Origin of the sequence: Nostoc sp., assembly GCF_036917235.1 — a bacterium.
GTDB lineage: Bacteria > Cyanobacteriota > Cyanobacteriia > Cyanobacteriales > Nostocaceae > Nostoc.
In genome coordinates, this window is sequence record NZ_JBALDU010000092.1 from 1 (window position 1) to 23,889 (window position 23,889).

At 37.9% G+C, this 23,889-nt stretch carries 13 protein-coding genes and 3 pseudogenes; 12 read left to right on the top strand and 4 right to left on the bottom strand.

What is annotated here, in order from left to right; genetic code table 11:
* Window positions 1-158: 158 nt before the first annotated feature.
* The 3 genes and pseudogenes from V7K44_RS25860 to V7K44_RS25870 form a co-directional block, all read right to left on the bottom strand.
* Window positions 159-920, bottom strand: a pseudogene (locus V7K44_RS25860) (IS5 family transposase).
* 64 nt (window positions 921-984) lie between these two features.
* A pseudogene (locus V7K44_RS25865) lies at window positions 985-2,349 on the bottom strand (AAA family ATPase); the annotation flags it as partial.
* The gene (locus V7K44_RS25870; protein WP_334935746.1) at window positions 2,346-2,603 is read right to left on the bottom strand and encodes a hypothetical protein; all 258 of its coding nucleotides are present in this window, start codon (window positions 2,601-2,603) and stop codon (window positions 2,346-2,348) included. The pseudogene V7K44_RS25865 and the gene V7K44_RS25870, both read right to left, overlap by 4 nt.
* Before the next feature lie 1,179 nt (window positions 2,604-3,782).
* Between V7K44_RS25870 and V7K44_RS25875 the strand changes: the two genes are divergently transcribed.
* The 3 genes from V7K44_RS25875 (at window position 3,783) to V7K44_RS25885 (ending at window position 6,555) form a co-directional block, all read left to right on the top strand.
* Window positions 3,783-4,646 carry a hypothetical protein gene (locus V7K44_RS25875; RefSeq protein WP_334935748.1) on the top strand — a complete coding sequence of 288 codons (864 nt, stop codon included), beginning with the start codon at window positions 3,783-3,785 and terminating at the stop codon, window positions 4,644-4,646.
* A gap of 19 nt (window positions 4,647-4,665) precedes the next feature.
* Complete coding sequence (locus V7K44_RS25880; protein WP_334935814.1) at window positions 4,666-5,985, top strand: sensor histidine kinase; 1,320 nt, start codon at window positions 4,666-4,668, stop codon at window positions 5,983-5,985.
* Window positions 5,986-6,105: 120 nt separating this feature from the next.
* The gene (locus V7K44_RS25885; protein WP_334935750.1) at window positions 6,106-6,555 is read left to right on the top strand and encodes a response regulator; all 450 of its coding nucleotides are present in this window, start codon (window positions 6,106-6,108) and stop codon (window positions 6,553-6,555) included.
* 26 nt (window positions 6,556-6,581) lie between these two features.
* Here the strand turns inward: V7K44_RS25885 and V7K44_RS25890 are convergent.
* Window positions 6,582-6,734: pseudogene (locus V7K44_RS25890) on the bottom strand (IS4 family transposase); the annotation flags it as partial.
* Window positions 6,735-6,944: 210 nt separating this feature from the next.
* Here V7K44_RS25890 and V7K44_RS25895 point away from each other — a divergent pair.
* The 9 genes from V7K44_RS25895 (at window position 6,945) to V7K44_RS25935 (ending at window position 23,823) form a co-directional block, all read left to right on the top strand.
* Window positions 6,945-9,251, top strand: a complete 2,307-nt coding sequence (locus V7K44_RS25895; RefSeq protein WP_334935752.1) for a TOMM precursor leader peptide-binding protein — start codon at window positions 6,945-6,947, stop codon at window positions 9,249-9,251.
* Window positions 9,252-9,469: 218 nt separating this feature from the next.
* Window positions 9,470-9,799: a 3D domain-containing protein gene (locus V7K44_RS25900; RefSeq protein WP_334935754.1), complete on the top strand. Its 330-nt coding sequence runs from the start codon at window positions 9,470-9,472 to the stop codon at window positions 9,797-9,799.
* Between the two features lie 486 nt (window positions 9,800-10,285).
* A complete protein-coding gene (locus tag V7K44_RS25905) occupies window positions 10,286-11,413 on the top strand; it encodes an amidohydrolase family protein (protein ID WP_334935756.1) in 1,128 nt (375 codons plus the stop codon).
* Between the two features lie 119 nt (window positions 11,414-11,532).
* Window positions 11,533-12,108, top strand: coding sequence for a hypothetical protein (locus V7K44_RS25910; protein WP_334935757.1), 576 nt, complete (start codon window positions 11,533-11,535; stop codon window positions 12,106-12,108).
* A 422-nt stretch (window positions 12,109-12,530) separates the two neighbouring features.
* Complete coding sequence (locus V7K44_RS25915) at window positions 12,531-13,922, top strand: radical SAM/SPASM domain-containing protein (protein WP_334935759.1); 1,392 nt, start codon at window positions 12,531-12,533, stop codon at window positions 13,920-13,922.
* 75 nt (window positions 13,923-13,997) lie between these two features.
* Window positions 13,998-19,775: an AAA family ATPase gene (locus V7K44_RS25920; RefSeq protein WP_334935762.1), complete on the top strand. Its 5,778-nt coding sequence runs from the start codon at window positions 13,998-14,000 to the stop codon at window positions 19,773-19,775.
* A gap of 161 nt (window positions 19,776-19,936) precedes the next feature.
* Window positions 19,937-21,316 carry an AAA-like domain-containing protein gene (locus tag V7K44_RS25925; protein ID WP_334935764.1) on the top strand — a complete coding sequence of 460 codons (1,380 nt, stop codon included), beginning with the start codon at window positions 19,937-19,939 and terminating at the stop codon, window positions 21,314-21,316.
* Between the two features lie 1,363 nt (window positions 21,317-22,679).
* Window positions 22,680-22,811, top strand: coding sequence for a hypothetical protein (locus V7K44_RS25930; RefSeq protein WP_334935766.1), 132 nt, complete (start codon window positions 22,680-22,682; stop codon window positions 22,809-22,811).
* A gap of 445 nt (window positions 22,812-23,256) precedes the next feature.
* Complete coding sequence (locus V7K44_RS25935) at window positions 23,257-23,823, top strand: ferric reductase-like transmembrane domain-containing protein (RefSeq protein WP_334935768.1); 567 nt, start codon at window positions 23,257-23,259, stop codon at window positions 23,821-23,823.
* Window positions 23,824-23,889: the final 66 nt, after the last annotated feature.

Below are 23,889 nucleotides of genomic sequence, written 5' to 3' on the forward strand. Positions count from 1 at the left end.
TCTCGTAGTGCATATCGGCGCGTCATCTTTTTCCTGTTATTTATCTTTCTTCACCTGTTCTTATTCCACTTTACCTAATTGATGACACGCCCTAGAGGCGATCGCTGCTGCTACTGACAAATTTAGTGGTGCTGAGTTGGAAACCCTAGGGTGTGTCATCAATTGAGCCAAATAACAGAAGCAGCAAGATAAATTGCACCCAGAAAGTTGGCAGCGCGTTTGTCGTAGCGTGTTGCAATCGCCCGATACTGCTTGAGTTTGGCAAAGAAGTTTTCAATCAGGTGACGAGCTTTATACAAATCTTGGTCGTAGTCACGAGGGTTATTACGGTTACGCTTGGGGGGAATCACTGCGGTTTTACCTTGTGCCTGAAGTCGCTCAATTACTCGCTCATCTGCATCATAGCCTTTGTCTGCTAACACCGTGTCAGCAACAATGTTGGGTAAGAGTTGGTCGGCTTCATCAAGGTCGCAAGCTTGCCCTGGTGTCAGGTAGAAGCTTAGTGGGTAGCGATGACGCATCCACTACAGCATGAATCTTGCTACTCAATCCACCCTTGCTGCGACCAATAGCTTCAGTAGATGGCTCCCCCCCTTTGCACCAGCACTATGCTGATGGGCGCGGACAATCGTGGAGTCAATCATCGCATATTCATTATCGGCATCGTCTGCCAAGTGCTGAAATACTCCTTCCCAAACCCCCGTTTTTGACCATCGGCTAAAACGAGTATGAATCACTCGGAAATCTCCAAATCGCTCTGGGAGGTCTCTCCAGGGTATCCCTGCCCGATAACGATACAGTACTGCTTCCACAAACAACCGATTATCTCTTGCTGTCACTCCGACATACCCTATTGTTCCGGGCAGTAAGTCTTTTATCCTCTCCCACTGATCATCTCGCAGCGCATAACGTCGAGTCATTGTTTCTCTATTTGGCTTATCCCAAGCATTACCTACTCAAGTTTACCTAATTGATGACACGCCCTAAATATTCCTGCGGAACTTCTATACCAAACCGTTCTAAGTGAATCTTGAGAATCTGGCAACGTTCCAACTCAGTAGGCAGGTCAACGAAGAAATTCTCATCAAACCGCCCTTTTCTCTTAAACTCAATAGGCAGCGCTGTTGGGTCATTACAGGTTGCCACCACAAACACCCCTGCTGTACATTCAGACATGAAAGTGAGGATATTTCCTAGAATCCTTTGTGAGACTCCAGAGGTATCGCCATTAGCTGAAAGTGCTTTCTCAACCTCATCAATCCACAAAATACAGGGTGCAATAGCTTCAGCAGTCTTGAGTGCACGGCGGACATTGCCCTCAGATTCTCCAACCAGGCTACCAAGCATCGAGGCAATGTCTAATTGCAGCAGTGGAAGATTGAGTATGGTTGCAATGTTCTTTGCTACTATCGATTTACCCGTCCCTGGTGGCCCTGCCAGTAGCACACCTTTAGGCTGGGGTAGATTTAGCGATGCCTGCGGCGAGCTTCGCTAACGCGCTTCTTGAGAAAATAACCGGCGGCGGCGTTGCAACCAATCCCGCAATAAATCCAAACCACCAAAGGGTATGGTCGCCAGTTTACCTAATTCAATACCCATCTGAGACAGTAGGCGGGTTTTGTATTCGACAACCAAAGGGATGACCGTAGTATCAATTACTATACCTTTAGAAGTTAATCGCTCCTTAACAGTGAGCCGGAGAAAGTCACTAATTTCCTCCAAGGTTAGCCCTAATGCTGCTCTTGCCAAGGTTTCTTTATCTTCAGTGGTGAGAGATACGGTAAAAGTTACCTCTTGCTCACTGGCAGATTCTTGCAAGTACAGCAAATATGATTCTAAGTGGTCTTGAATTTGCTCAATGCTGGGCAAAGGAACTTCACAGCAAGGAATTAGTCTCAGCAGGGATTCGTGCAGTTGAATGTTTTGACCTAAAAATACAATTCGCTTTTCAGTCGGTTTGAGGCGATGGTACAAGTTTTTTACTCTGGTGAGGATTTCCCAACTCAATTGCAGAGAGTTTTTACCCACAAAAGGGTGAACATCTCCCAGGATGAAAACCCCATTACCGCCGAAATTGTTGATGTACTCGAACACATAGATTAAAGGGTCTATGTTATGAGGCTTTTTATAAGTTTCGACTGATTTGAACACCAGTCCACCGTCGTCAGCAATTAGACATTGCTCCAAGCCGGAAACTCCCAAATTCCAGAAGTACACAGGACTGTTAAGTTTGTCCATCACTTCAGTAGTTAACCACTGAATGATAGTGGCTTCTTCGGGGGACAGAACATCTATTGCCACGATGGGTATTTGAGAGTCAATGGTGGTAATCAGGTTTGATAGTTTCATTGTTGCGAATTTTGATCGGGTACGGGAGAAAGTTTTTCGTGAGTGGTAACAAGATGCACGACTACTTCGTAAACTTCGGCATCGCCGTTAAACACTTCAGCAACTCCAGAAGAATATGGATGAGCAATGGCGGAAATTAGGGCATTGACTAAAGCGCAAAGTCCCTCCGCATTTCCTTTGATAATTACTGGTTGCCGCGCTCCTTTTGAGGGGTAAATATGGAGCATCGGATAATCTTCAGGTAGTTCGCTCATAGAAAAATTATGCGGGGGGATTTTCCTCGTCCCCCATCGAATGTTTAGATGAGTTGATACACCCCTGCCTAAAAACGGAAATATCGGCTGAAAAGCCTTGCCAATTATAAGTTTCAAATATTTTGATACTTATATAAATTGCAGTTTTAAATGGTTGGGGGATATTTGGCTTCTTGGGTACGACGCTATATTTACCCCAAATTAGGGAATATTAGATTTAGACATTTTTTAAAGTTTCTGAACATGAAATTCAGTAAATTATTTCTAGCAACTTTTTTAGTAGCTAGTTCAGTAATATTTCCAGTCCTAGCTCAAGATTCTGTACCATCGATTCTTGACCTTGAATTACGACGGAGGTAAAGAGATCAAGAACAGTTAGATACTCAAAGACAACTACGTGAATATCAGATTAATCAAGCTCAAGCCCAAGCTCAAGCTCAACAGGAAGAATGGATCAGAAATATTATTATTGGGGTAGGGGAATGCCCAATACCAAGCAACTATGTCCAAGTATATGAGAGGATACTTTAGTAGCTCTTTAATTAATGCAGCTAGTTTCCTATGTCCTTCTCACTCTAAGCAAGTTGAAGAATATAAGAAAGGTAATCATTAAAATAGGTTAAACATGAGTCAATCAATTGAATAACGCAGACTTAAGTTTATTCAAGAAGAGTTTCAGTCTTGCATAGGATAAGCCTAATTTAAGAGCAGTAAAAGAAGTTAATGTAGCTATAAATCGTTGTACTTATTTCGACCCCATTACGGGTAATAAATGTTTAGTCGCTTCTTTTTGTAGAAGTGGAATTAATGGAAACTCTATGGAGAGTTTTCTGAAGAAGCGGAAACATTGTTAACAAATCAGACAAAATTTATATAATTACTAAGCACCTACGTCTGTAGCATTGGAAGAGCAATGTAAGGCAAGCCCAAGATGCTTGCTATAATTGAGTTTTTAGCCGTCGCCCTAAAATATATCTATTCCTGTGATAACAATTGTTATCACAGGAAAAATACCTTTAAAGCCTGAATAACGATGAAAAATCAGACGTTAAAAAGGTAGAAGTTTTATATTTAATATAAATTCCAGTATTTTCTACATTCTATAAATAGTAATTTATACTGTAAATTTTAATCAGAAAAACAGAAAAACAAATATTATATATTTTTTAGATAATAAAGATGAATCAACAAGAAGATAAGTATTTTATTCCTAACTATTATTGCGCTCAACTAAAATTAGTTCATAAAGCTAAAGAAGAAGAAGGACTTAATGCCGGAAGACATGAATGTACAAACTATGACGAAGTTTTAAATAGTATTCCTAATTGTGTAAGGATAAAAAACGATATCTACTTAAAAATTTATACGTCTATCAAAGCTCAAGCCAATGATTTGGTAACACAATCTTGGGCGGGAAACATCCAATCTGAATCAGAAAAATTTGAGCGGTATTTTTTAATTCCAATCCTTGAAAAATTTTTGGAAGATATCAGGCGTTCTCAAAACCAAGACTATCCATACTTTGTTTGTTATAAATTAACAGCTTCAAACTGGCGGTTCCAAAGCGATAGAACTTGGAGATATGAAATAGCTGAAATCCAAACAGAGCAACAAGCTGAAAATCTAGCTAACAAGATAGTTCAATATCTTGCAAATAAAGTTGTTAAGGAATGGAAAGAACATTATGAAAGACTTGCTCGTTCAGAAAAAATACAAGAAATACAAAGGGAAGAAGCAAATAAAAAAAGAGAGATTTACGAAAAGGAAAGGAATAAATATAGGCTATTTATCTCGACAATATATTTCATCGGTTTCTTTATAATTTTTGTGATACTACCGCTAACAATTAAATTATTTCCCCCAAAAGCACCAGTTGGAAAATATCAAGTTAATCATCAGGCATTTCCTCCTAATTTCTCTGATGATCAAATTAGGACAGGGCAGCATTATTGTGAAGACTATTACGTATTGGTGAAGCAAGGTAAAAGTAAAAAAAATCCAGAATATTATGCCTTGTGTCATGATCTAGGTGTTGAAGAGTAATCAAATTAAATTTTAGTTAATTTATGTAGAAGATTTAACCACTATTCGAGCTAATCCGGCTCTTGCTAAACTGCTGGGCATACCTGTTGACGCAAATGCCTCTCTCAGCGCTCCTAATGATGAACGTCCAACTAACTTTAAAGTTTACCAGGATGGCAGAGAACTAGCTCCAGAAGAACTGGCTATGCAATATGCTACCACTCATGGTGTGGAAATACTGGATTCTGAGATCGAGGTGGTTCGTGATGATGGTGTGAGAATTAACCTATCGCAGTATGCTGCCCCTTTATTTGATGAAGATGGAAAAGTGCGGGGGTGTGTAAGTATATTTTTAGATATTACCCAGCGCAACCAGGCAGAAAAAAAACTGCAAGCTGCTAGAGATCAGTTACAGACTGTACTGGAGGCTGTACCTGGAATTGTATCTTGGGTCAGTTCCGATTTGTGCTATCTAGGTGTCAACAAGCACTTAGCTGATAGTTTTAATTTGCCTCCCGAAGCTTTTGTTGGTCAGGATATTGGCTTCTTAGCTAGTGGTAATGGATTTCGTGAGTTCGTGCAAAATTTCTTTGCTAGAGATGAATCTGAAGCATTATATGAATTGAAATCCATAAGCGCAGATCGTAGTTATTTAATTGTGGCTCAAAAATATGATTGGAACAGAGCCGCATTTTTAATCGGCATTGATATCACCGAACAAAAGCGTGTAGAGGAAGAACTGAGAAAAAAGACTGAGGAATTGGCAGAAATCAATCGAGTCAAGGATGAATTCGTCGCTGTCTTGTCTCATGAGTTACGTACTCCCATACATAATCTCCACGGCTGGGCGCAACTATTGCTAACTGAATCTGAGATGGATGAAGCACTGAAAATTGAGGGACTGGAAACGATTGAGCGGAATGCCCGTCTACAAGTTCGTTTAATTGACGATTTGTTGGATCTGGCTAGGATGCAGAAGGGCGAGATGAATTTGGAAATCGAACCTGTTGACCTAGCAAGTGTAATTCGGTCAGCAGCAGATACTATTCGATTGTCAGCCGAAACAAAAGGCATTCAAATTCAGTTACATCTTGATGCTGCTGTGTCCAACGTTTTGGGTGATGCCATTCGTTTACAACAAGTGGTTTGGAATTTGCTTTCAAATGCAATCAAGTTTAGTTCCAAGAATGAAAGTGTAGAGGTGAGGTTGGAACAAATTGAGTCTCAGGCTCAGATTACTGTTATTGATAGAGGGAGGGGTATAGAAGCAGAATTTATACCATTCGTCTTTGAACGGTTTAGTCAGCGTGACGCTTCCACTACTCGTTCTGCTGGTGGATTAGGGTTAGGACTTGCGTAGGCGTAGCCCGCCGCAGGCATCGCTCTAACAATTGTACAACTCCACAATGGCAATATCACAGCAGCCAGTGCGGGATTCGGCAAGGGTTCTACGTTCACGGTGAGGCTACCTATTGTGACAATGACAAAGCAGTTGAGTAATGAGGAGCTAGTAGTAGGAGAATTGCTGCATGGCAATAAGGAAATTGCCCAATTGCAGAACTTGTGCATTCTGGTTGTAGATGACGATGCAGATGCTCGGATGTTAATGCAGACTGTTCTCCAAAGCGTTGGGGCAGATGTATTAGTGGTAGCATCAGTAAAAGAAGCATTGGCACTTTTAGAACAGCAATCGCCCGCTCTACTGATTAGTGATATCAGTATGCCAGATGAGGATGGCTTTACCTTGATTCGTCAGGTTCGCTCCCGCACTATAGGGCAAGGGGGACAAATTCCGGCGATCGCTCTCACCGCATTTGCTGAAGCCAAAAATGAGCAACGTATTTTAAAAGCAGGGTTTCAACTTTTTATTGCCAAGCCAATTAAGCCAATGGAACTTGTGGATAAGATCATTGAGGTGTTAAAAATTTGATCCATACTAACAATACCTTAGCCAATTTACGAGGGTTCAACGCCTGTGGAAAGGGGATGGATACGTCCCAAAGAAGTGAGCTTGGCAAAAATTTGGGCTAATAAAATAGGCTCAGGCTTTTGAGGAAGTATTTTTAACATTTCACGAACATATCGAAAACCACGGTAATAAGCTTTCAACTTATCACCGTATTTTCGCCGAGAGATGCTTTTTTATAAGAAGTTATGAGTTTTTAGATTAGCTTTTAAAATGATTTTAATAAAAAATTATGTAAAAATAATTTAGATAGGCTAGAACAAACTAATCAAACTAAAATAATAAAAATTAACTATAAGGTAACTCTGCTAAAATGACAGTTGAATTAGTAAATAAATAATTAATAAAGCTCAATGCAACTTCAAATCCAATTCAACCCTTGTTATTCTGTTAAAACTATAGAAGTAGACAATGTATTTTTGTTGTCCGAAAGAGAAAAGGTCTGGTTAAGCGATCGCGTTTCTTGTAGTTTAGCTACTTTAATCGATGGCGATCGCAATATTGACGAAATTATTGATACCATTCAACAGTCGCTACTGCAAGACCCAAAATCTTTACAGTCAGCTACCACTTTTTTCCAAGAAGTTCTCAATGTGAGTATTCAAGCCCAATATGCTTTATTACAAATGCAACAAAAGGGCTATATTCTTCAAGAAGATAACTCTCTGGCATCGCACTTAGACATCTTCTGTCATCATCTTAATATTGCTCCCACAGTAGCCCATCAAAGATTGCGATCGACTAAAGTAGCAGTAAAAGCATTAGGTTCGGTTGCTGCTGAAGACCTGATTGCTGTGCTTGAGTCTCTGCAAATTCAAGTAGCAGACGAAGGTGATTTGACAGTAGTTTTAACCGATGATTATCTCAATCTTGAGCTAGATAAGTTCAATCAACAAGCCTTAAAATCGCAATCTCCCTGGATACTGGTTAAGCCATCAGGGACAATAGTCTGGATTGGCCCTTTATTTAATCCTCAGAAAACAGGTTGTTGGAACTGTTTAGCCCAGCGTTTGCGAGATAATAGACCGATTGAAGGGTTTATTCAGAGACAGAAGCAAATTTCTTCCCCTTTAACTCCTCCTTTAGGATTTTTGCCATCTACAGTACAAACCGCTTTAGGAATGGTAGCCACAGAGGTGTTTAAGTGGATTGTCCAAGGAGAAAATCAACAATTAGAAAGCAATTTGATTGCTTACGATGCGATCGCACTGCAAACTCAAAATCATAGCTGGGTGAAGCGTCCTCAATGTTCTAGCTGTGGAGAGATGGTAAATGGGTTAACCAACAACCCCCTACCTGTTGTTTTAGAACACCGCAAGAAAACCTTTACCGTCGATGGAGGACACCGTATTTGTTCGCCACAAGAAACTCTCAGGAAATATCAACATCATATCAGCCCCATTACTGGGGTTGTGCGAGAACTAAATAAAATTCCTGGGAATGGATTAACTCATAATTACATTGCCAAACATCATTTTCTCAGTGTTTTCGACGATTGCGCTAGTTTGCGCCAAAATTTAGGGGGTAGAAGTGCAGGGAAAGGTAGAACTGACTCTCAAGCGATGGCTAGTGGTTTTTGCGAAGCGATCGAGCGATATTCTGGGGTATTTCAAGGGTATGAAATTAGAGAAAAAGGCAGTTATCAACAAATGGGAGAGAAGGCGATCCATCCCAATGTTTGTATGAACTTCAGCCAACAGCAATATCAGAATAGAGAGCAATGGAATGTTGAGTGTCAAGGTTGGTTTCAAAAAGTCCCCGAACCTTTTAATGAAGATAGAGTTATTGACTGGACTCCCGTTTGGTCTTTAACCCATCAGGAATTTAAGTATCTGCCAACGGCTTATTGTTATTATGGCTATCAACCATCCTATAAACCCGACTGTTGGGCTGATTCTAATGGATGTGCGGCGGGTAATACTCTTGAAGAAGCTATTCTGCAAGGGTTTATGGAGTTAGTAGAGCGGGATGCTGTCGCGTTATGGTGGTATAACTCACTACAAAAGCCTCAAGTGGATTTAGATAGTTTCGACGAGCCTTATTTTCAAAACCTGAAGCAATATTATCAAACTATTAATCGAGAAATTTGGGTTTTAGATATTACCAGCGATCTGAATATTCCAGTTTTTGCTGCTGTGACTCGAAGAAGCGATCGCTCTGTAGAAGATATTGTTTTAGGTTATGGCGCTCATTTCGATGCCAAGATTGCTATTAGTCGAGCCTTGACTGAAGTTAACCAAATTCTACCCAACGTTTTATTTGCCAAAGCTGATGGAAGTACTCAATATCCCCCGTCAGCAGATGGCTTGGCGGTAGATTGGTGGAAAACCGCAACTTTAAGCGATCAACCTTATTTAGTTCCAAGCAAGAGCATTGCTGCTAAAGTCAGTGGCGATTATCGCGAAATAGCAAGCGACGATTTACTCGAAGATGTCAAGCTCTGTCAACAAATCGTTGAGAACAATGGTTTAGAAATGCTGGTTTTAGATCAGACTCGTCCCGATATTGGACTTCACGTTGCCAAAGTCATCGTTCCGGGAATGCGCCATATGTGGAAAAGGTTAGCGCCTGGACGGCTTTATGATGTTCCAGTGAAAATGGGTTGGTTGCAAGAGCCGCTGACAGAAGAGCAACTCAACTCTTTTCCCATGTGGATGTGATGTTTTCCTTACTAAATGATGTTATTTTTCATGAGTTTTTCTATGAGTTATGGGATGAGTTTTATGAGTTTCACAGCTAAGAGAAAAACTAATATCAAAGGTAGTTCACTGCGATTGAAGTTCACATTCTGTACCCTCAAGTGTCACAAACTGAAGGAAAGAATAAAAGCTTTAGAACCGCAATTTGATGCAAATCTCAATCTTTTAAGGAGAAAATCATGTCTACTGAATTGAATTTAGAAGCTACTTTTTACAGTAGAGAACAATCTACACTCCCAGACGGAACAGTACAGCCACCTGCTACTGGTGAGTTTGGCGTTACATTGCAACAAGCACGTGCTGGTCAATCACCTTTACAGTGTGCAGTAGATCCAAACGTTATTCCTTTACTAACAGGCTTGACTTTAAGGCTTTGGGATGGACAAGAAGTTTCTGCTAAAAGTCTAGATACAGGTACGGCTATTCAAGATAACAGGATCGATATATATGTCGATACAAACGATGAAGCTATTAATTTAGGTATACAAAACGTAATAGCAATTTTTTAATATTTCTGTTTTCTCTTGCTGTGGCTTACTATCTTGTAAAGTCTTTAACACACCTTGAAAGGGCTGATTCTAAGGTTGTCATTATAACGACCAGAGGCTGTTATAATTCAAAATTATCCGCCAGTTGCCTATAGCATCTGTTTCCAATTCCTTTATTTGTATGGAGTTTTTTATGTCATTTAGAACGATACAACTTGCACAATAAATGCATAATCAAAATCTTGATCAATGGGCTAATTCTAATCTACAAAATCAGGAGCCTTTCTTGATTCACTTTCGAGATTACTTTAACGGAATACAAACCTGGATTACTAACTACGGTGGGAGTAAAGGCTATTTCACCGCTTATTTGATAAAAATAGGACTGACGCAATTGACATGAAAAACTGTACAATGTGTAAAACTACTAAACAATTTCAGTGTAGTAATTCAGACTTGTAGCGTTACGCACCAACTCCCAATTCCGAGCCAGATTGATTAGAGATCATGCTAAACGGATATTCGATTATTGATGCTGATTCCCACGTAATTGAACCTCCTAGTATGTGGGCTGAGTATCTCGAACCAGAATTTAAACAGTTTGCTCCCTCAGCAGACATGAAAATTCAAGGGGAAGACATTGTAAAAAAAGTCTCTAGGCAAGTTCGAGATAAGGCCAATAAGCAGATGATGTCAGCTCATCCTAATGCTTATTTCCAAGGCTACAATGTCGAGTCTCACGTTCAAGAGATGGTGCAGATGGGGATCGATTTGGCATTCCTGTATCCAACTTATGGATTGTGGCTTTGGGCGATTGATACTATGCAACCGGAAGTTGCTGGCGCTTTTACCCGCGCTTACAACAATTGGTTAAAAGACTTTTGCAGTTACGCTCCAGATAGGTTGAAGGGGGTAGGAGCAATTAATCTGCACTCACCAGAGTCTATGGTGCATGAATTGCATAGAATTGTTGATTTTGGCTGGAAAGCGGTGTTTTTACGCCCTAACCCTATCAAAGGAAGACTATTGAGCGACTCCGTTTACGAGCCTTTTTGGACAGAATGCGAACAACTAGGAATAGCAGTAGGCATTCACGAAGGGACTCACAGTCGTTTGCCAACTACAGGTACAGAAAGGTTTAACACTCGTTTTGCTACTCATGCTTGCTCTCATCCGATGGAACAGATGATGGCTTTATTAGCCTTGATTGAAGGAGGGGTATTAGAACGTCATCCAAAACTGAAAGTGGCTTTTCTTGAGTCCGGTTGTGGCTGGCTTCCTTACTGGCTATGGCGACTAGATGAAGAGTATGAAAATTTAGCTTGGGAGGATACAATTCATGATAATGTTAAAATCAAGCCATCAGAGTATTTTCGTCGCCAGTGCTTTATTGCCATAGAGCCTTCAGAACCGTTACTGGCTCAGGTGATTGAGTATATTGGCACGGACAATTTAATCTTTGGTTCGGACTATCCCCATATGGATCATAAGCCGAACATCGTTGCAGAAATGGTAAAACTTGAGGAAAAACTCTCGAAAGAAACTGTGCAAAAGATTCTTTGGGATAATCCCTCCCGTTTTTATGGTTTGGAGAAAATTGAAAATGACAACATTAAATTAGAAAAAAACAAATAATCAAATAATAAACTATTTTTATTTTTTGATTATTCATTAAATGTTTGTTGTTCTGTAAAAAGAGTAAAACGTACTTATTTTGATTGTAAAATTAAGTTAATAGCCAAGGAGGCATTATCATGATAGGAACAAGAGAGTGGATATCTAAAGTTCAAGAGATCATAGGAGGAAATAATTTCGCTAATAATAAAAACCGTGAGGAATTTGAAAACCTATTGATACAAGGTAAACAAATTTCTCAAATTATTTCTTATATATGGCTTGAGGAAGATAAAGAAGCTGCACAAGAGTTAGATGGGTATTTTAGAAAACATAATAATGATAATCAAAAGTTGAAGAAACTGTTTTTCGCTAGCGAATCTGAAACAGATGAATATCAATTACTGCTCAAAGTTTTTAAAGAAAAAACACATCTTCCTATTTTTCATAAAGATGATCAAGAATTGGTCAACTTTAGGGTAGTAATTGATAAATTTGAAGGTAATATCAGCAATCCTGAACCTAGTAATAATGGCATACTAACTGTAACAATTCCCTATCCTCCACGTCCACAAATCTTTGATGATACTGAAATACCAATAAAAGGATATACTACTATTAAGCAATCTGAGTTAAAAGAGTGGTTAAACCAAGCTCCAGATAAAGAACCCTATATGTATGAAAATAACTTTTATATTCCGGCAAGCTCTTCTTAATTTAAATAGGGTAAAGTTTTCAGATATTCCAGCCTTAACTATGCCAAACTGTTAGTTTAAACGACTCGAAAGACAGCTATACCTAGATTTTATGGCTCAGTCGCCTAAACTAATATGAATTACTTCAATGTTTGCTATAGATAATAATGCATTTTTTTAAGTTCAAAATAAGGAGATAACTTAAATATGGGTGATATGATGCGTACGACATTAGAAGCGAACAGAAAAAATAATGGCAATCCAGAATTTGAATAATACAGTTTTTCTTGTAGAGAAAAAAGAGCTAAGTTTAAGTGAACAACTTAAAAACTGAATGTAGAACCTCATTAATATTATGAAAGCAGAAATCGCTAAAGACTCCACCCGCACATAAAACAAGGGTGGCTTTTTTCATGAATGTTATCTAAATCCTTACGAAAAAAATGATTATCAAAGATACTCAAAAACTTTTACCAACTCAAATCCGAGACAATTGGGAAATATCAGGTATGGTGCTGGAAATACCACCTCATGGTATTCCTTTACACTCAAAAAGTGTAGAAAGACTCGTGGCAGCAGTAAAATCTGGAAAAAAAGCAGTTGCTTTCAGACCCACTTTACCAGTTTCATCAGAATTGGGTTTACCTCAATATGCGACCCTAGCTTATTTGTATCCCCAGGAATTAAGTAATATCTGGAGTCAGTTATTACAAGAATTTCAAAGTAAAAATCAGGGGATTTTTGGCATTCCAATACACTTCACTATTATTTCACAGACCGATCTTGACGAACAGTTACATTACTTTGCGGACTATTATGGCATGGCTGTTAAACCTTCTTATGTTAGGGCAATTGTCGGAAATACCTGCAATCTTAAATGCGTGATGTGTCCATATCATAGTTCTTTGCTAAAGCCAACACATACAACAGATTTCTTCACAGGTAATAATGCAATGTCCTGGGAGATGATGCAAAAACTGGCAAAAGAATGTGGAGAACAGGGAACTACAATCTTAATCGGCAGTGTAGAGGAGCCATTGCTTCACCCTAAGATTATAGATTTTGTTCAACTTTGTAGACAACAAGGAGTTCCTAAAGTTCATATAACTACTAATGGTCAACTGCTAGATGAAAGTCGAGCTATCGCATTATTAGAAGCAGGTCTAACCAATATTGATATTAGCATCGATGCTGCTGAACTCGATACTTACTTAAGAGTTAGGGGTGCTAATCTCAACCGAGTCGAATCTAATGTTATCAATTTTCTGCGACTGCGCGATCACATGAAAATTCCCTGTGAAGTGAGGACATCATTTGTTAGAAATCAGGATGTTACTATCGAAGAAGAACAAAAATTTCGAGAACGTTGGCTACCAAAAGCAGATAGTGTTTTTGTTTTGAATTTAGCTGAATATAAAGAAACTAATATGCGTCTTAGCAAGATTAACGACGCTCTGCAAGATTCGCTTAAACATTATATTCAAAAGGCGCAAGGGAGATGGGCTTGTCTGTTTCCCTTTTTAGAAATGGCTGTTTTGCCTGACGGCAGAATATACTACTGTATTGAAACCTTATTTAGACTTGGTTTTGATAAGGATATTGCTAGTCTGGGAGATTACAATAAACAAACTCTGCAAGATATTTGGAGTGGAAATTTATTTAATCAACTTAGACGCGATTTAATCCTTAATCAGTTAGATAATAGGTCGGCTTGTAAAAACTGCGATATGTGGAAGTCACAGGTTATTAGCAGAGCTTCTAAAAATAGGCTTCAAGTTACCACTACTATGATAACTGAGATTTATGAGAGAATTGACTCCAAGATAAAAAGATAAAATTTTTCAGGCACTTCAATATTGGGAAGCAAAGATAAGAAAAATTTTAATTATAAGAATTTACTCACGAACAATATGAAAAACTATCAGATTATTCAAAAAATCTATGAAAGTGCTAATTCATTAGTCTATAGAGCCATTCTCAAGTCTGATAATCAACCGATTATTTTAAAGATTCTCAAGGAAAACTACCCAACTCCCTCAGAACTAACTCGATACAAGCAGGAATATGAACTCACCCGCTGTTTAAAAACCGATAGAGTTATTAAAGCATACAATTTGCAGCGATATGAAAATAGTCTAGTCATGTTTTTAGAAGACTTTGGCGGTGAATCTTTAAAATTGTTAATGTGTGATCGCCAATTTACTCTCAAAGAATTTATCTGTATTGCTATCAAAATCACTGAGAGTTTGGCTGCTGTTCACGCTGCCAATATTATCCACAAAGATATTAACCCCTCTAATATCGTCTATAACTTAGAAACAGAACAACTCAAAATCATTGATTTCGGTATTTCCACTTGTTTAACTCGAGAAAATCAGATAGTTTGCAATCTCGATCAATTAGAAGGAACTTTAGCTTATATTGCTCCAGAGCAAACTGGAAGAATGAACCGAGGGATAGATTACCGCAGCGATTTTTATTCGCTGGGTATCACTTTCTACGAATTGCTCACCAACAAACTGCCTTTTGCAACCACTGACCCTATAGAATTAGTTCATTGTCATATTGCTCAACAACCTGTTCCCCCACATAAACTAGTAGAAACGTTAAATTTAACGTCTCAACCAATACCTAAAGCCATTTCAGACATTGTGATGAAATTGTTGGCAAAAACCCCAGAAGAACGATACCAAAGTGCTTGGGGAATCAAAGCGGACTTGGATACCTGTCGCGATCGCTTAGATAGTTTAGGGCAAATTGACGAGTTTTGTTTAGCAAATGAGGATATTTGCGATCACTTTGTTATTCCTGAAAAACTTTATGGTAGAGAAGAAGAAGTCACTCAATTATTAACTACTTTTGAGCGAGTCAGTCAAGGCAGCAGTGAGATGATGCTAGTTTCTGGTTATTCAGGAATTGGCAAATCTGCTTTGGTCAGTGAAATTCATAAACCAATATTACGCCAGCGAGGATACTTTATTAGCGGAAAGTTTGACCAGTTACAGCGAGACATTCCCTACAGTGCGATTGCTTTAGGATTTCAAAACTTAATACGGCAGTTACTTTCCCAATCCGAAGCAGCACTACAAACTTGGAAACTAGAACTTTTAGCAGCCTTGAATCCTAATGCTCAGGTTATCATCGATGTAATTCCTAAACTGGAACAGATTATTGGTAAACAGCCCCCAGTTGAGCAACTAGGAGCAACTGAGACTCAAAATCGATTTAATTTATTTTTTCAAAGATTTATTACTGTTTTCACTCAAAAAGAACATCCCTTAATTATCTTCCTTGACGATTTACAGTGGGCAGATTTAGCATCTTTGAAATTAATTGAGTTATTAATAACCGATGCTGACAGCCAATATATATTGATAATTGGAGCATACAGAGATAATGAAGTTGATACGGCTCATCCTTTGATACAAACTTTAGAGCAAATTAAAAAAGAAGGTATTAGGGTCAATAATATCTTGCTGCAACCATTAAAAATCGAATATATCAACCAATTAATTGCAGATACTTTAAATTGCTCTACAGAAAAGTCAAAAATTTTAGCAGAGTTAGTAAACACTAAAACTCAAGGAAACCCTTTTTTTTTAACTCAATTACTTCAATATTTGAACACAGAAAGACTTTTGTCATTTGACTATCAAGCAAAGAATTGGCAGTGGAATCTTAAGAAAATTAAAAGAGTAAAAATAACTGATAATGTCGTAGACTTAACTATCAACAAAATTACCAAACTAAATGAGAAAACTCAGAAAGTTTTACAATTAGCTGCCTGTATTGGCAACCAATTTAATTTAGAAGTTCTTTCTGTAATCAATAATAAATCTGAAATAACTACAGCTAAAGAACTCCAGCCAGCACTAGAGTCAGGTTTAATCTTACCTCTGAGTAATGACTATAAAATACCTATACTTTTGAATCAAGAAGAAAGATTGAGGGATATTTCAGAAGCATCTGATGCTTTTATTGCCAAAATTCCTAAATATATTCCCTATCAATTTTTGCACGATAGAGTTCAGCAAGCTGCCTATGCTTTGATTCCAAAAGAAGAGAAAAAACTAGTTCATCTGCAAGTAGGTCGTCTCTTACTAGAAAATACTCAAAAAGATGATTTAGGAGCAAATATTTTTGATATTGTTAATCAACTTAATGAAGGATCTCAATTAATCACCAAACAGTCAGAAAGAGATAATTTAGCTAAATTAAATCTTCAAGCTGGCAAAAAGGCAAAAGCATCCACAGCTTATCAACCTGCTTTAATATATTTAGAGACTGGGCTAGAATTATTAAAATCAAATAGTTGGGAAAACCAATATAAATTAACTTTGGACATCCATGTAAATACGTTGGAATTACTCTACTTAAATGCTAAGTTTGAGCGAGTTCAGGAACTATTTGTAAATGTTTTACAAAAAATCAACAATAATTTCGACAAAGTGAAAATATATGAAGTACAAATCCTCTCATTTTATGCTGAATTTAAGCCAAACAATGCGATAGAGACTGCATTTCAGGCTTTGGAACAACTGGGAATACATATTATACTTCCAAATAACAATGACAATGACAATGACATAAATAAGATTAAACAACAAGTGCAACTTGGATTGAAAGGAAAACAGCTTGAGGATTTAATTAATCTGCCGACAATGACTAATCCATATAAACTGGCAGCTATAGAAATACTCCAAAAAATTATGACTGCTACTGGTACTACCAATTTGTTATTGTTTATTAAAGTAGTTGTAAGCCAGTTGAATCTCTGTATTGAATATGGAAATGCTCCCCAGACTGCTGCTACCTATAGTTTTTATGGAGCAATAATGTGTGGAGTAATAGGAGATATTAATTCTGGATATGAATGGGGAAAACTTGCTATCAAGTTGCAGGAAAAATACAATATAAGAAAATTAGAAGTTTTAGTAATGCATCTTTATTACGGATGTATTTGGCATTGGAAAAAGTTTCTTAGAAATATAAAAGCACAGGAAAAATTATTGGAATCTTATCAAACAGGTTTAGATACAGGAAATAATGAATATGCTGATTCAGCAATTATAACCTATTGTTTAATAAAATTCTTTGGAGGATATAGTTTAGAAGATGTTGAGCAAAATTACGTTAACTATATTAAACTAATTGAAAAAAATAAAATTGAATATTTGATTTTTTATATAAAGATATGTCAAAAAATTACTATAAATTTAGTCAATAAAAAAGCGAATAAAGGTAAATTTTTAACAGAACATTCTTGGAATGAGGAGAATGAATATTTAAAGAATTGGGTGCAAATAAGCAACGGATGGTTACTCTTAATCGCTTACTTTTGTCAGACAATATCATGCTATATCTTTAAAAATTATGAATGGGCTTTTAAAAGCGGAATAAATGCGGAAAAATATGTGAAATTTTGTTCGTACTATTTACCTGCACCACAACACAAGTTTTACTCTTCTCTTTCTTTTATCGCTCATTATTATAATTGTGATAAAGAGCAACAAAAAGAAATAATAGAACAACTAGAAAAAAATCAGGAGGATATGAAAATATGGGCTGGTCATTGCCCCGCAAATTTTCAAAATAAATACGATTTAGTAGAAGCAGAAAAAGCACGAATATTAGGACAAAATTGGCAAGCTCAAGAACTTTATGAAAAAGCGATTCAAGGTGCTAAAAAATCTAAATTTATTCACGAAGAAGCCATAGCTTACGAACGTGCAGCAGAATTTCATCTCTCTCTTGGTAGAGAAGAAATAGGGAAACTATACTTAAGAAATGCCTATCATTGTTATAGTCGCTGGGGTGCTTTAGCCAAAGTTGAAGCCCTAGAGTTGGAATACCCACAGTTTCTAATGGATATAAACGAGCGAAAAGAAAACCAAAGCATTAATACAACTGAATCTACTGCTAGTACAAATCCCCAAGCCCTTGATATCGTCACAGTTACTAAAGCATCTCAAGTATTAGCTAGCGAAATTAAACTAGATCAACTAGTGGCTAAGTTAATGAAAACTGTAATTGAAAATGGCGGTGCTCAAAAAGGCTTTCTGATACTGGAAAAAGATCAGAAATGGGCAATAGCAGCTGAAAGTACAGTAGATTCTAATGACGTTACTTTACCGCGATCGCTTCCCATTGATTCTGTAGATAGCGATACGCAGACACCAATTTTACCAGTTGCGATCGTTAACTATGTTGTCCGTACTCAAGAAAATGTAGTTCTTAATAACGCTACCGAAGAAGAACAGTTTATCCGCGATCCCTACATCGTCGCCACTCAACCAAAATCGATTCTCTGTACTCCTTTGTTAAATCAAGGCAAACTAAGCGGTATTTTATATCTAGAAAACAATTTAACCACAGATGCATTTACCAGCGATCGCATTGAAGTTTTAAGAATTCTTTCTGCTCAAGCTGCTATCTCGATTGAAAATGCCCGTCTCTACGGACAGTTGGAAGATTATAATCGAAATCTAGAGCTTAGAGTAGAAGAGCGCACTCAAGAACTCTCACAAACCCTAGAAGTTCTCAAAGCCACCCAAGCCGAACTGCTCTTTGAAAACGAGTTACTTAAAAGTGCCGAGCAGCCCTCTACTTTTGACTATCAAGTGGGAGGAAGTTTGCCGATGGATGCTCCTACTTATGTTGTGCGTTCAGCAGACCGTTATCTCTACAAGGCGTTGAAGCGCGGGGAATTTTGTTACATTCTCAATCCTCGGCAGATGGGCAAGTCAAGTCTGATGGTACGCATGATACATCACCTCCGGCATGAGGGGTTTAGGTGCGGGGCGATCGATTTGACCCGTATTGGTAGCGAAAACGTCACGCCTGACCAATGGTACAAAGGCTTAACAGTAGAGCTATGGCGAAGTTTTGGTTTATTAAGAAAGGTTAATCTAAAAACTTGGTGGCAAGAGCAAGGAGACATTTCTCCAGTTCAGAGGTTGAGTCAATTTATTGAAGAAGTTTTGCTAGTTGAAGTTGCTCAAGAAAATGATACTATATCTAAAAACTTGATAGTTTTTATCGATGAAATTGATAGCTTCTTAAGTTTAAAATTCCCAGTTAATGACTTTTTTGCACTGATTCGCTCCTGCTATAATCAGCGTAGTATTAATCCAGAGTATCGACGTTTAACCTTTGCTCTTTTTGGAGTAGCTACCCCTGGGGACTTAATTACTGACCACCAAAGAACACCTTTTAACATTGGTCAGACCATTCAATTAGAAGGGTTTAAAGAGCATGAAGCGCAACCTCTACTTCAAGGATTGACCGAGAAAGTGAGCAATCCTCAAACAGTTTTAAAAGAAGTGTTAGCCTGGACTAATGGCCAGCCATTTTTGACTCAAAAGCTCTGTAAATTTATCCGCAATTCTTCATCTCCTATCCCTATCAATAGAGAAACCGAATGGATTGAAAATTTGGTGCAAAGGTCAGTAATACAAAATTGGGAATCACAGGATGAACCAGAGCATTTGAGAACCATCCGCGATCGCCTTCTCAAAAATAAACAATCCGTTCGGTTACTAGAACTCTACCGTCAAATTTTACATCAAGGAGAGATTATTGCAGTTGATAGTTCAGAGGAAAGAGAATTGCTTTTGTCAGGACTAGTAGTCAAGCAACAGGGAAATTTGAGAGTTCAGAACCGTATTTATGAATCTATCTTTGTTTGATTTACGAAAACTTCTGTTTAATCTGGAAAGTGAAAGAAGAGGCCTATCCTTCTAGATAATTTAATTTGTCTAAGCAATACTTTTGTACTAATAAATGGCAGATATTGTGTTACTTGCGTAATTCCTGTTATCTTTCTTAGTAGTATTTGTCTGTAATCTCTATGAACCTTGATAGTCTGTTTGAGATTGTTGACCGCCTACTAATTGAGAGCCACAATCGCCCCCTTAATTCCACAGAAAATCTGGTTTTGCGTGGGATTTGGCAGTATAAAACTTATAACCAAATAGCTATAGAGGCAGGTTATAGTCCTGGTTACTTTACCAATGTTGTTGCCCCAGAGTTGTTTGGGCGACTCTCTGAGGTCATTGGCCAGCGCGTCACCAAGAAAAACTGTCAGGTGCTGCTGGAATCTTATGCCATCATTGAAACAGCTCCAAATACAAAACTTTTGAAACAAGACCTGACGCAATTTCCCCCCACAGTTAATCAGGATACGTCACCTTGCTACCCCAGCGGCTCAGTTCCTCTCGCCTCTCCCTTTTACCTCAAACGTTCTTACCTTGAGGAGCAAATCTATCAAGAAATTAAGAAACCAGGAGCGTTAATCAGGATCAAAGCTCCCAAAGAAATGGGCAAAACTTCACTGCTGCTGAGGATTCTTGACTATGCCAAGCACCAGGGTTACTGCACTATCAGCTTGAATCTAGAACAAGTCGAGCAGACAATTCTGAGCGACTTGAATCAACTTTTGCGCTGGTTGTGTGCCAATATCGCCCGTCAGCTTCAGCTTCAACCAATGTTAGACGAGTATTGGGATGAAGATTTGGGAAGTAAAGTTAGCTGCACCGTCTACTTTCAAGAATATCTACTAGAGTCAATTAATACTCCCCTGATCTTGGCGTTGGATGAAGTAAACCATATTTTCGAGCATCCCCAAGTAGCGAAGGATTTTCTACCTCTGTTGCGTTCTTGGTACGAAGAAGCGAAAAGACTGCCCATTTGGCAAAAGCTTCGTCTAGTCGTGGTTCACTCAACAGATATTTATGTTCCTCTTGAACTTAATCAGTCTCCTTTCAATGTAGGGTTACCGATTCAGTTAGACAACTTTAGCCAAGAAGAGATACAGCAGTTAGCCCAATGCTATGGACTCAATTGGACAGATGGAGAAGGAGCTAGACAATTAATGGCAATGGTCGGGGGACATCCGGCACTAGTACATTTAGCTCTCTATCATCTGATTCGAAAGGAGGTAACTCTGTCGCAACTACTAGAAACTGCTCCCATTAGCAAAATTTATTCTTATCACTTGCAGCGTCACTGGGCAACCTTGCAAAAACAGCCTGAGTTAGCACAAGCTTTTGATAACGTTCTGAATGCCAATGAAGCTATTCTCTTAGATCCCATCTTTACTCACAAGTTAAGCAGTATGGGGTTGATTAAACTTTCTGGATCTCAAGCGATCGCAAGTTGTGAATTGTATCGGCGATTTTTTACGAAAAAAGAGCAGCATTTGGCGTTGCAGAATCAAAATATGAATTAGTGGGATGGCTATGGAATATCCAAGATGTGCATTAACCCGCATTCGCAAAAATAGTAAACAAAATCGCTACTTTGTATCGTTGGACACAATAGTGATAAATCCTTGAGATGTACTACAGTTAATTTTCATGCTTGGGAATAATACTTAGTTTACCTGACTTTCAGGCTTAATTGAAGTATTGATTTATGAGTAACAGTATTGAGAGCGCCTACTTAATAACCTGAAGAAAAAAGCTCAAGCTTTTGGTTTAGAACTCACTCCTATTTCTGACCCTACGCAGTTGTTGAGAGTATAAGTGCTTAGTACAGCTTTGAGTAAAATCATGGCGAATTGAGGGTTAAAATTTAAACACAAAGGGGCGCAGAGGCACGCAGAAATTTCACTATGAACTAATGAGATGTTGTACTTAGTTACAAGTTATTTTAGTAACATTACTATTTAAGGATGTTATTTTTCATGAGTTTTTCTATGAGTTATGGAATGAGTTTTATGAGTTTCAGAGTTTATAATACAACTAATATTAAAAGTAATTCACTGCAATGTTATATCTAATACGAATTTGGCTTACTTGCTCAAATAACTTATTACTTAGTCCACCAAAGGATATGGGAATTGAAGAACTGCGACCACCGGATCTTGAGGATAAGATTGTTTTGGCGAACAATCTTCAAATAGGGGTAGTCTCTGACAAACTACGTACCAAACAAAGGCAGATTGCGCTCAATTATCTTTGATTGATCATCGAGAAAAAACAAATCCAAGCAGTATTATCACCGAAACGTTACCATATTGATGTCATGGGGAAAAACGCTAATAAGTTCACTTTGCAATTATGTCAACAAAATAATACTTTATCCGCTATTGCGAATTGCGGTAGCGAGGAACGAGCGTCACTGCAAAATGTGAATTGTTTGGTCAAGCCTCAACAGCCCAAAGTCTAAAACCTATGGCTAGAGATTTAAACCCTACCCAAGGGTTAAAAAAATGGCTTTTTGATTTCCACTCTACCCAATTTTTTGTCTTAATTAGAGGCTTATTTCTTTACCGAAGCTTTCAGAGTCTTCGTCTTGGCTTTTGCTTTTAACTTTTTTAAATAATTAAAACGGGAGAAGCTTAAATGTTTAATTCACTTTGCATTTGAAGAATATTTCCACTTATCTCAAAAAGCAATTGATTATTTAAAAGAATGGAATACTGAAGCGGAAATTGCTTCTAGTATTTCTCAAATAGCCCAAAAAGTTGTTGAGATATTAGTGAATGTGCCTGGGATGACTATGGCTCATAGTAGAGATTTTCAAAGAGCAACACCACTTTTCACACTTAAAGATCAAACAGTAGTTAAAATTTTTATAAATCCTGCACAGTGAAACATATATTTTTAGCAGATGACAAGAGCAAGATGATATTTGGAGGCTATGTAGGTTGGATTCATACAAAAGAAATGAATAAAGTTATAGATAAAATCAAGAAAGAATTTACTGAAGAGGCTATATAGAATTTAGAAAATTTGTTGCTTAAAGGAACTGAAGCGTTTACCCTGATTCTGACAAATCCACTTTTGCTGCCCTACAAATTTGACCCCAGTTTTTTCAAAACTGCATAAATATCTAATTAGGCGTAGATACTTCTACAGAAGTACCCAGGCTTTACAAATATTTTCTCATGACGACTGTTCAATTCTTACATGATTAGGACTTACGCAAAAAACCTCTGAAACTCTTATTCCTCCGTGTTCTCTGCGTCCTCTGTGGTTCGATTTTCCATTACCTGTGCATAAGTCCTGATGATAAAAGTCATAACAAAAGTAGTCACAAGTCAGAAATGAGTCAGTAAATCTCAGGCTTTAACTCAGTTAGCAGTGGAGTTAGATAAATATACCAGTAGGAAATATTTAACTTCTAAAAAAGTGGCTTTTATTGAAAAATTAAGGAGGATTGGTCATGGCAGCAATCGATACAGCACCGTTAGAAAACAGCCTGGGATTTCTAGCTTTAGGAGCTTATCTTCTCAGCTTAATGCCCACGAATCTCAGAATCATTTTTCCTCAAACTAAACAAGCGAACCTTCCCAAATGGCTGTTAAAATATCGACGACTTATCGGTATTCTGGCTTTCTGCTTGGCTTTGCTTCACGGTTTCCTCTTAATGAAAAAGAGAGACCTTGATTTTTTAGATCCCAATACCTATTGGATTTATATCCAAGGTATATCTACATTCATAATTTTTACCCTATTGGCAATTACTTCTAATGACTGGAGTGTCAAAAGACTAAAAAAAAATTGGAAGCGATTACATACCCTGACTTACTTAGCTATGTTCCTGCTCACTTGGCACGTTTGGGACAAAATGTTAGACCATTGGAGCTATTTAACCCCGATTGGGCTAGTAGGGATTGTCACAACAACCCTTTTATTTCTGATGCGACGCTGGATTGAATATCGGAATAAACAACAAAAAGCGAAAGGAAAAGCGTTCTCATCTCAAATTCCAGAAAAAATTACTCTATAGTACCGCTAGTCTCCGACACCGTTACGCAGTGGGTGCAAGTCAGATTATTCTCCCACTCGCACAAGG

Excerpts from the sequence above, each read along its gene's own strand:
- V7K44_RS25870 (WP_334935746.1), bottom strand. The coding sequence starts at position 2,603 with ATGAGCGAACTACCTGAAGATTATCCGATGCTCCATATTTACCCCTCA.
- V7K44_RS25875 (WP_334935748.1), top strand. The coding sequence starts at position 3,783 with ATGAATCAACAAGAAGATAAGTATTTTATTCCTAACTATTATTGCGCT.
- V7K44_RS25885 (WP_334935750.1), top strand. The coding sequence starts at position 6,106 with ATGACAAAGCAGTTGAGTAATGAGGAGCTAGTAGTAGGAGAATTGCTG.
- V7K44_RS25895 (WP_334935752.1), top strand. The coding sequence starts at position 6,945 with ATGCAACTTCAAATCCAATTCAACCCTTGTTATTCTGTTAAAACTATA.
- V7K44_RS25900 (WP_334935754.1), top strand. The coding sequence starts at position 9,470 with ATGTCTACTGAATTGAATTTAGAAGCTACTTTTTACAGTAGAGAACAA.
- V7K44_RS25905 (WP_334935756.1), top strand. The coding sequence starts at position 10,286 with ATGCTAAACGGATATTCGATTATTGATGCTGATTCCCACGTAATTGAA.
- V7K44_RS25910 (WP_334935757.1), top strand. The coding sequence starts at position 11,533 with ATGATAGGAACAAGAGAGTGGATATCTAAAGTTCAAGAGATCATAGGA.
- V7K44_RS25915 (WP_334935759.1), top strand. The coding sequence starts at position 12,531 with ATGATTATCAAAGATACTCAAAAACTTTTACCAACTCAAATCCGAGAC.
- V7K44_RS25920 (WP_334935762.1), top strand. The coding sequence starts at position 13,998 with ATGAAAAACTATCAGATTATTCAAAAAATCTATGAAAGTGCTAATTCA.
- V7K44_RS25925 (WP_334935764.1), top strand. The coding sequence starts at position 19,937 with ATGAACCTTGATAGTCTGTTTGAGATTGTTGACCGCCTACTAATTGAG.
- V7K44_RS25935 (WP_334935768.1), top strand. The coding sequence starts at position 23,257 with ATGGCAGCAATCGATACAGCACCGTTAGAAAACAGCCTGGGATTTCTA.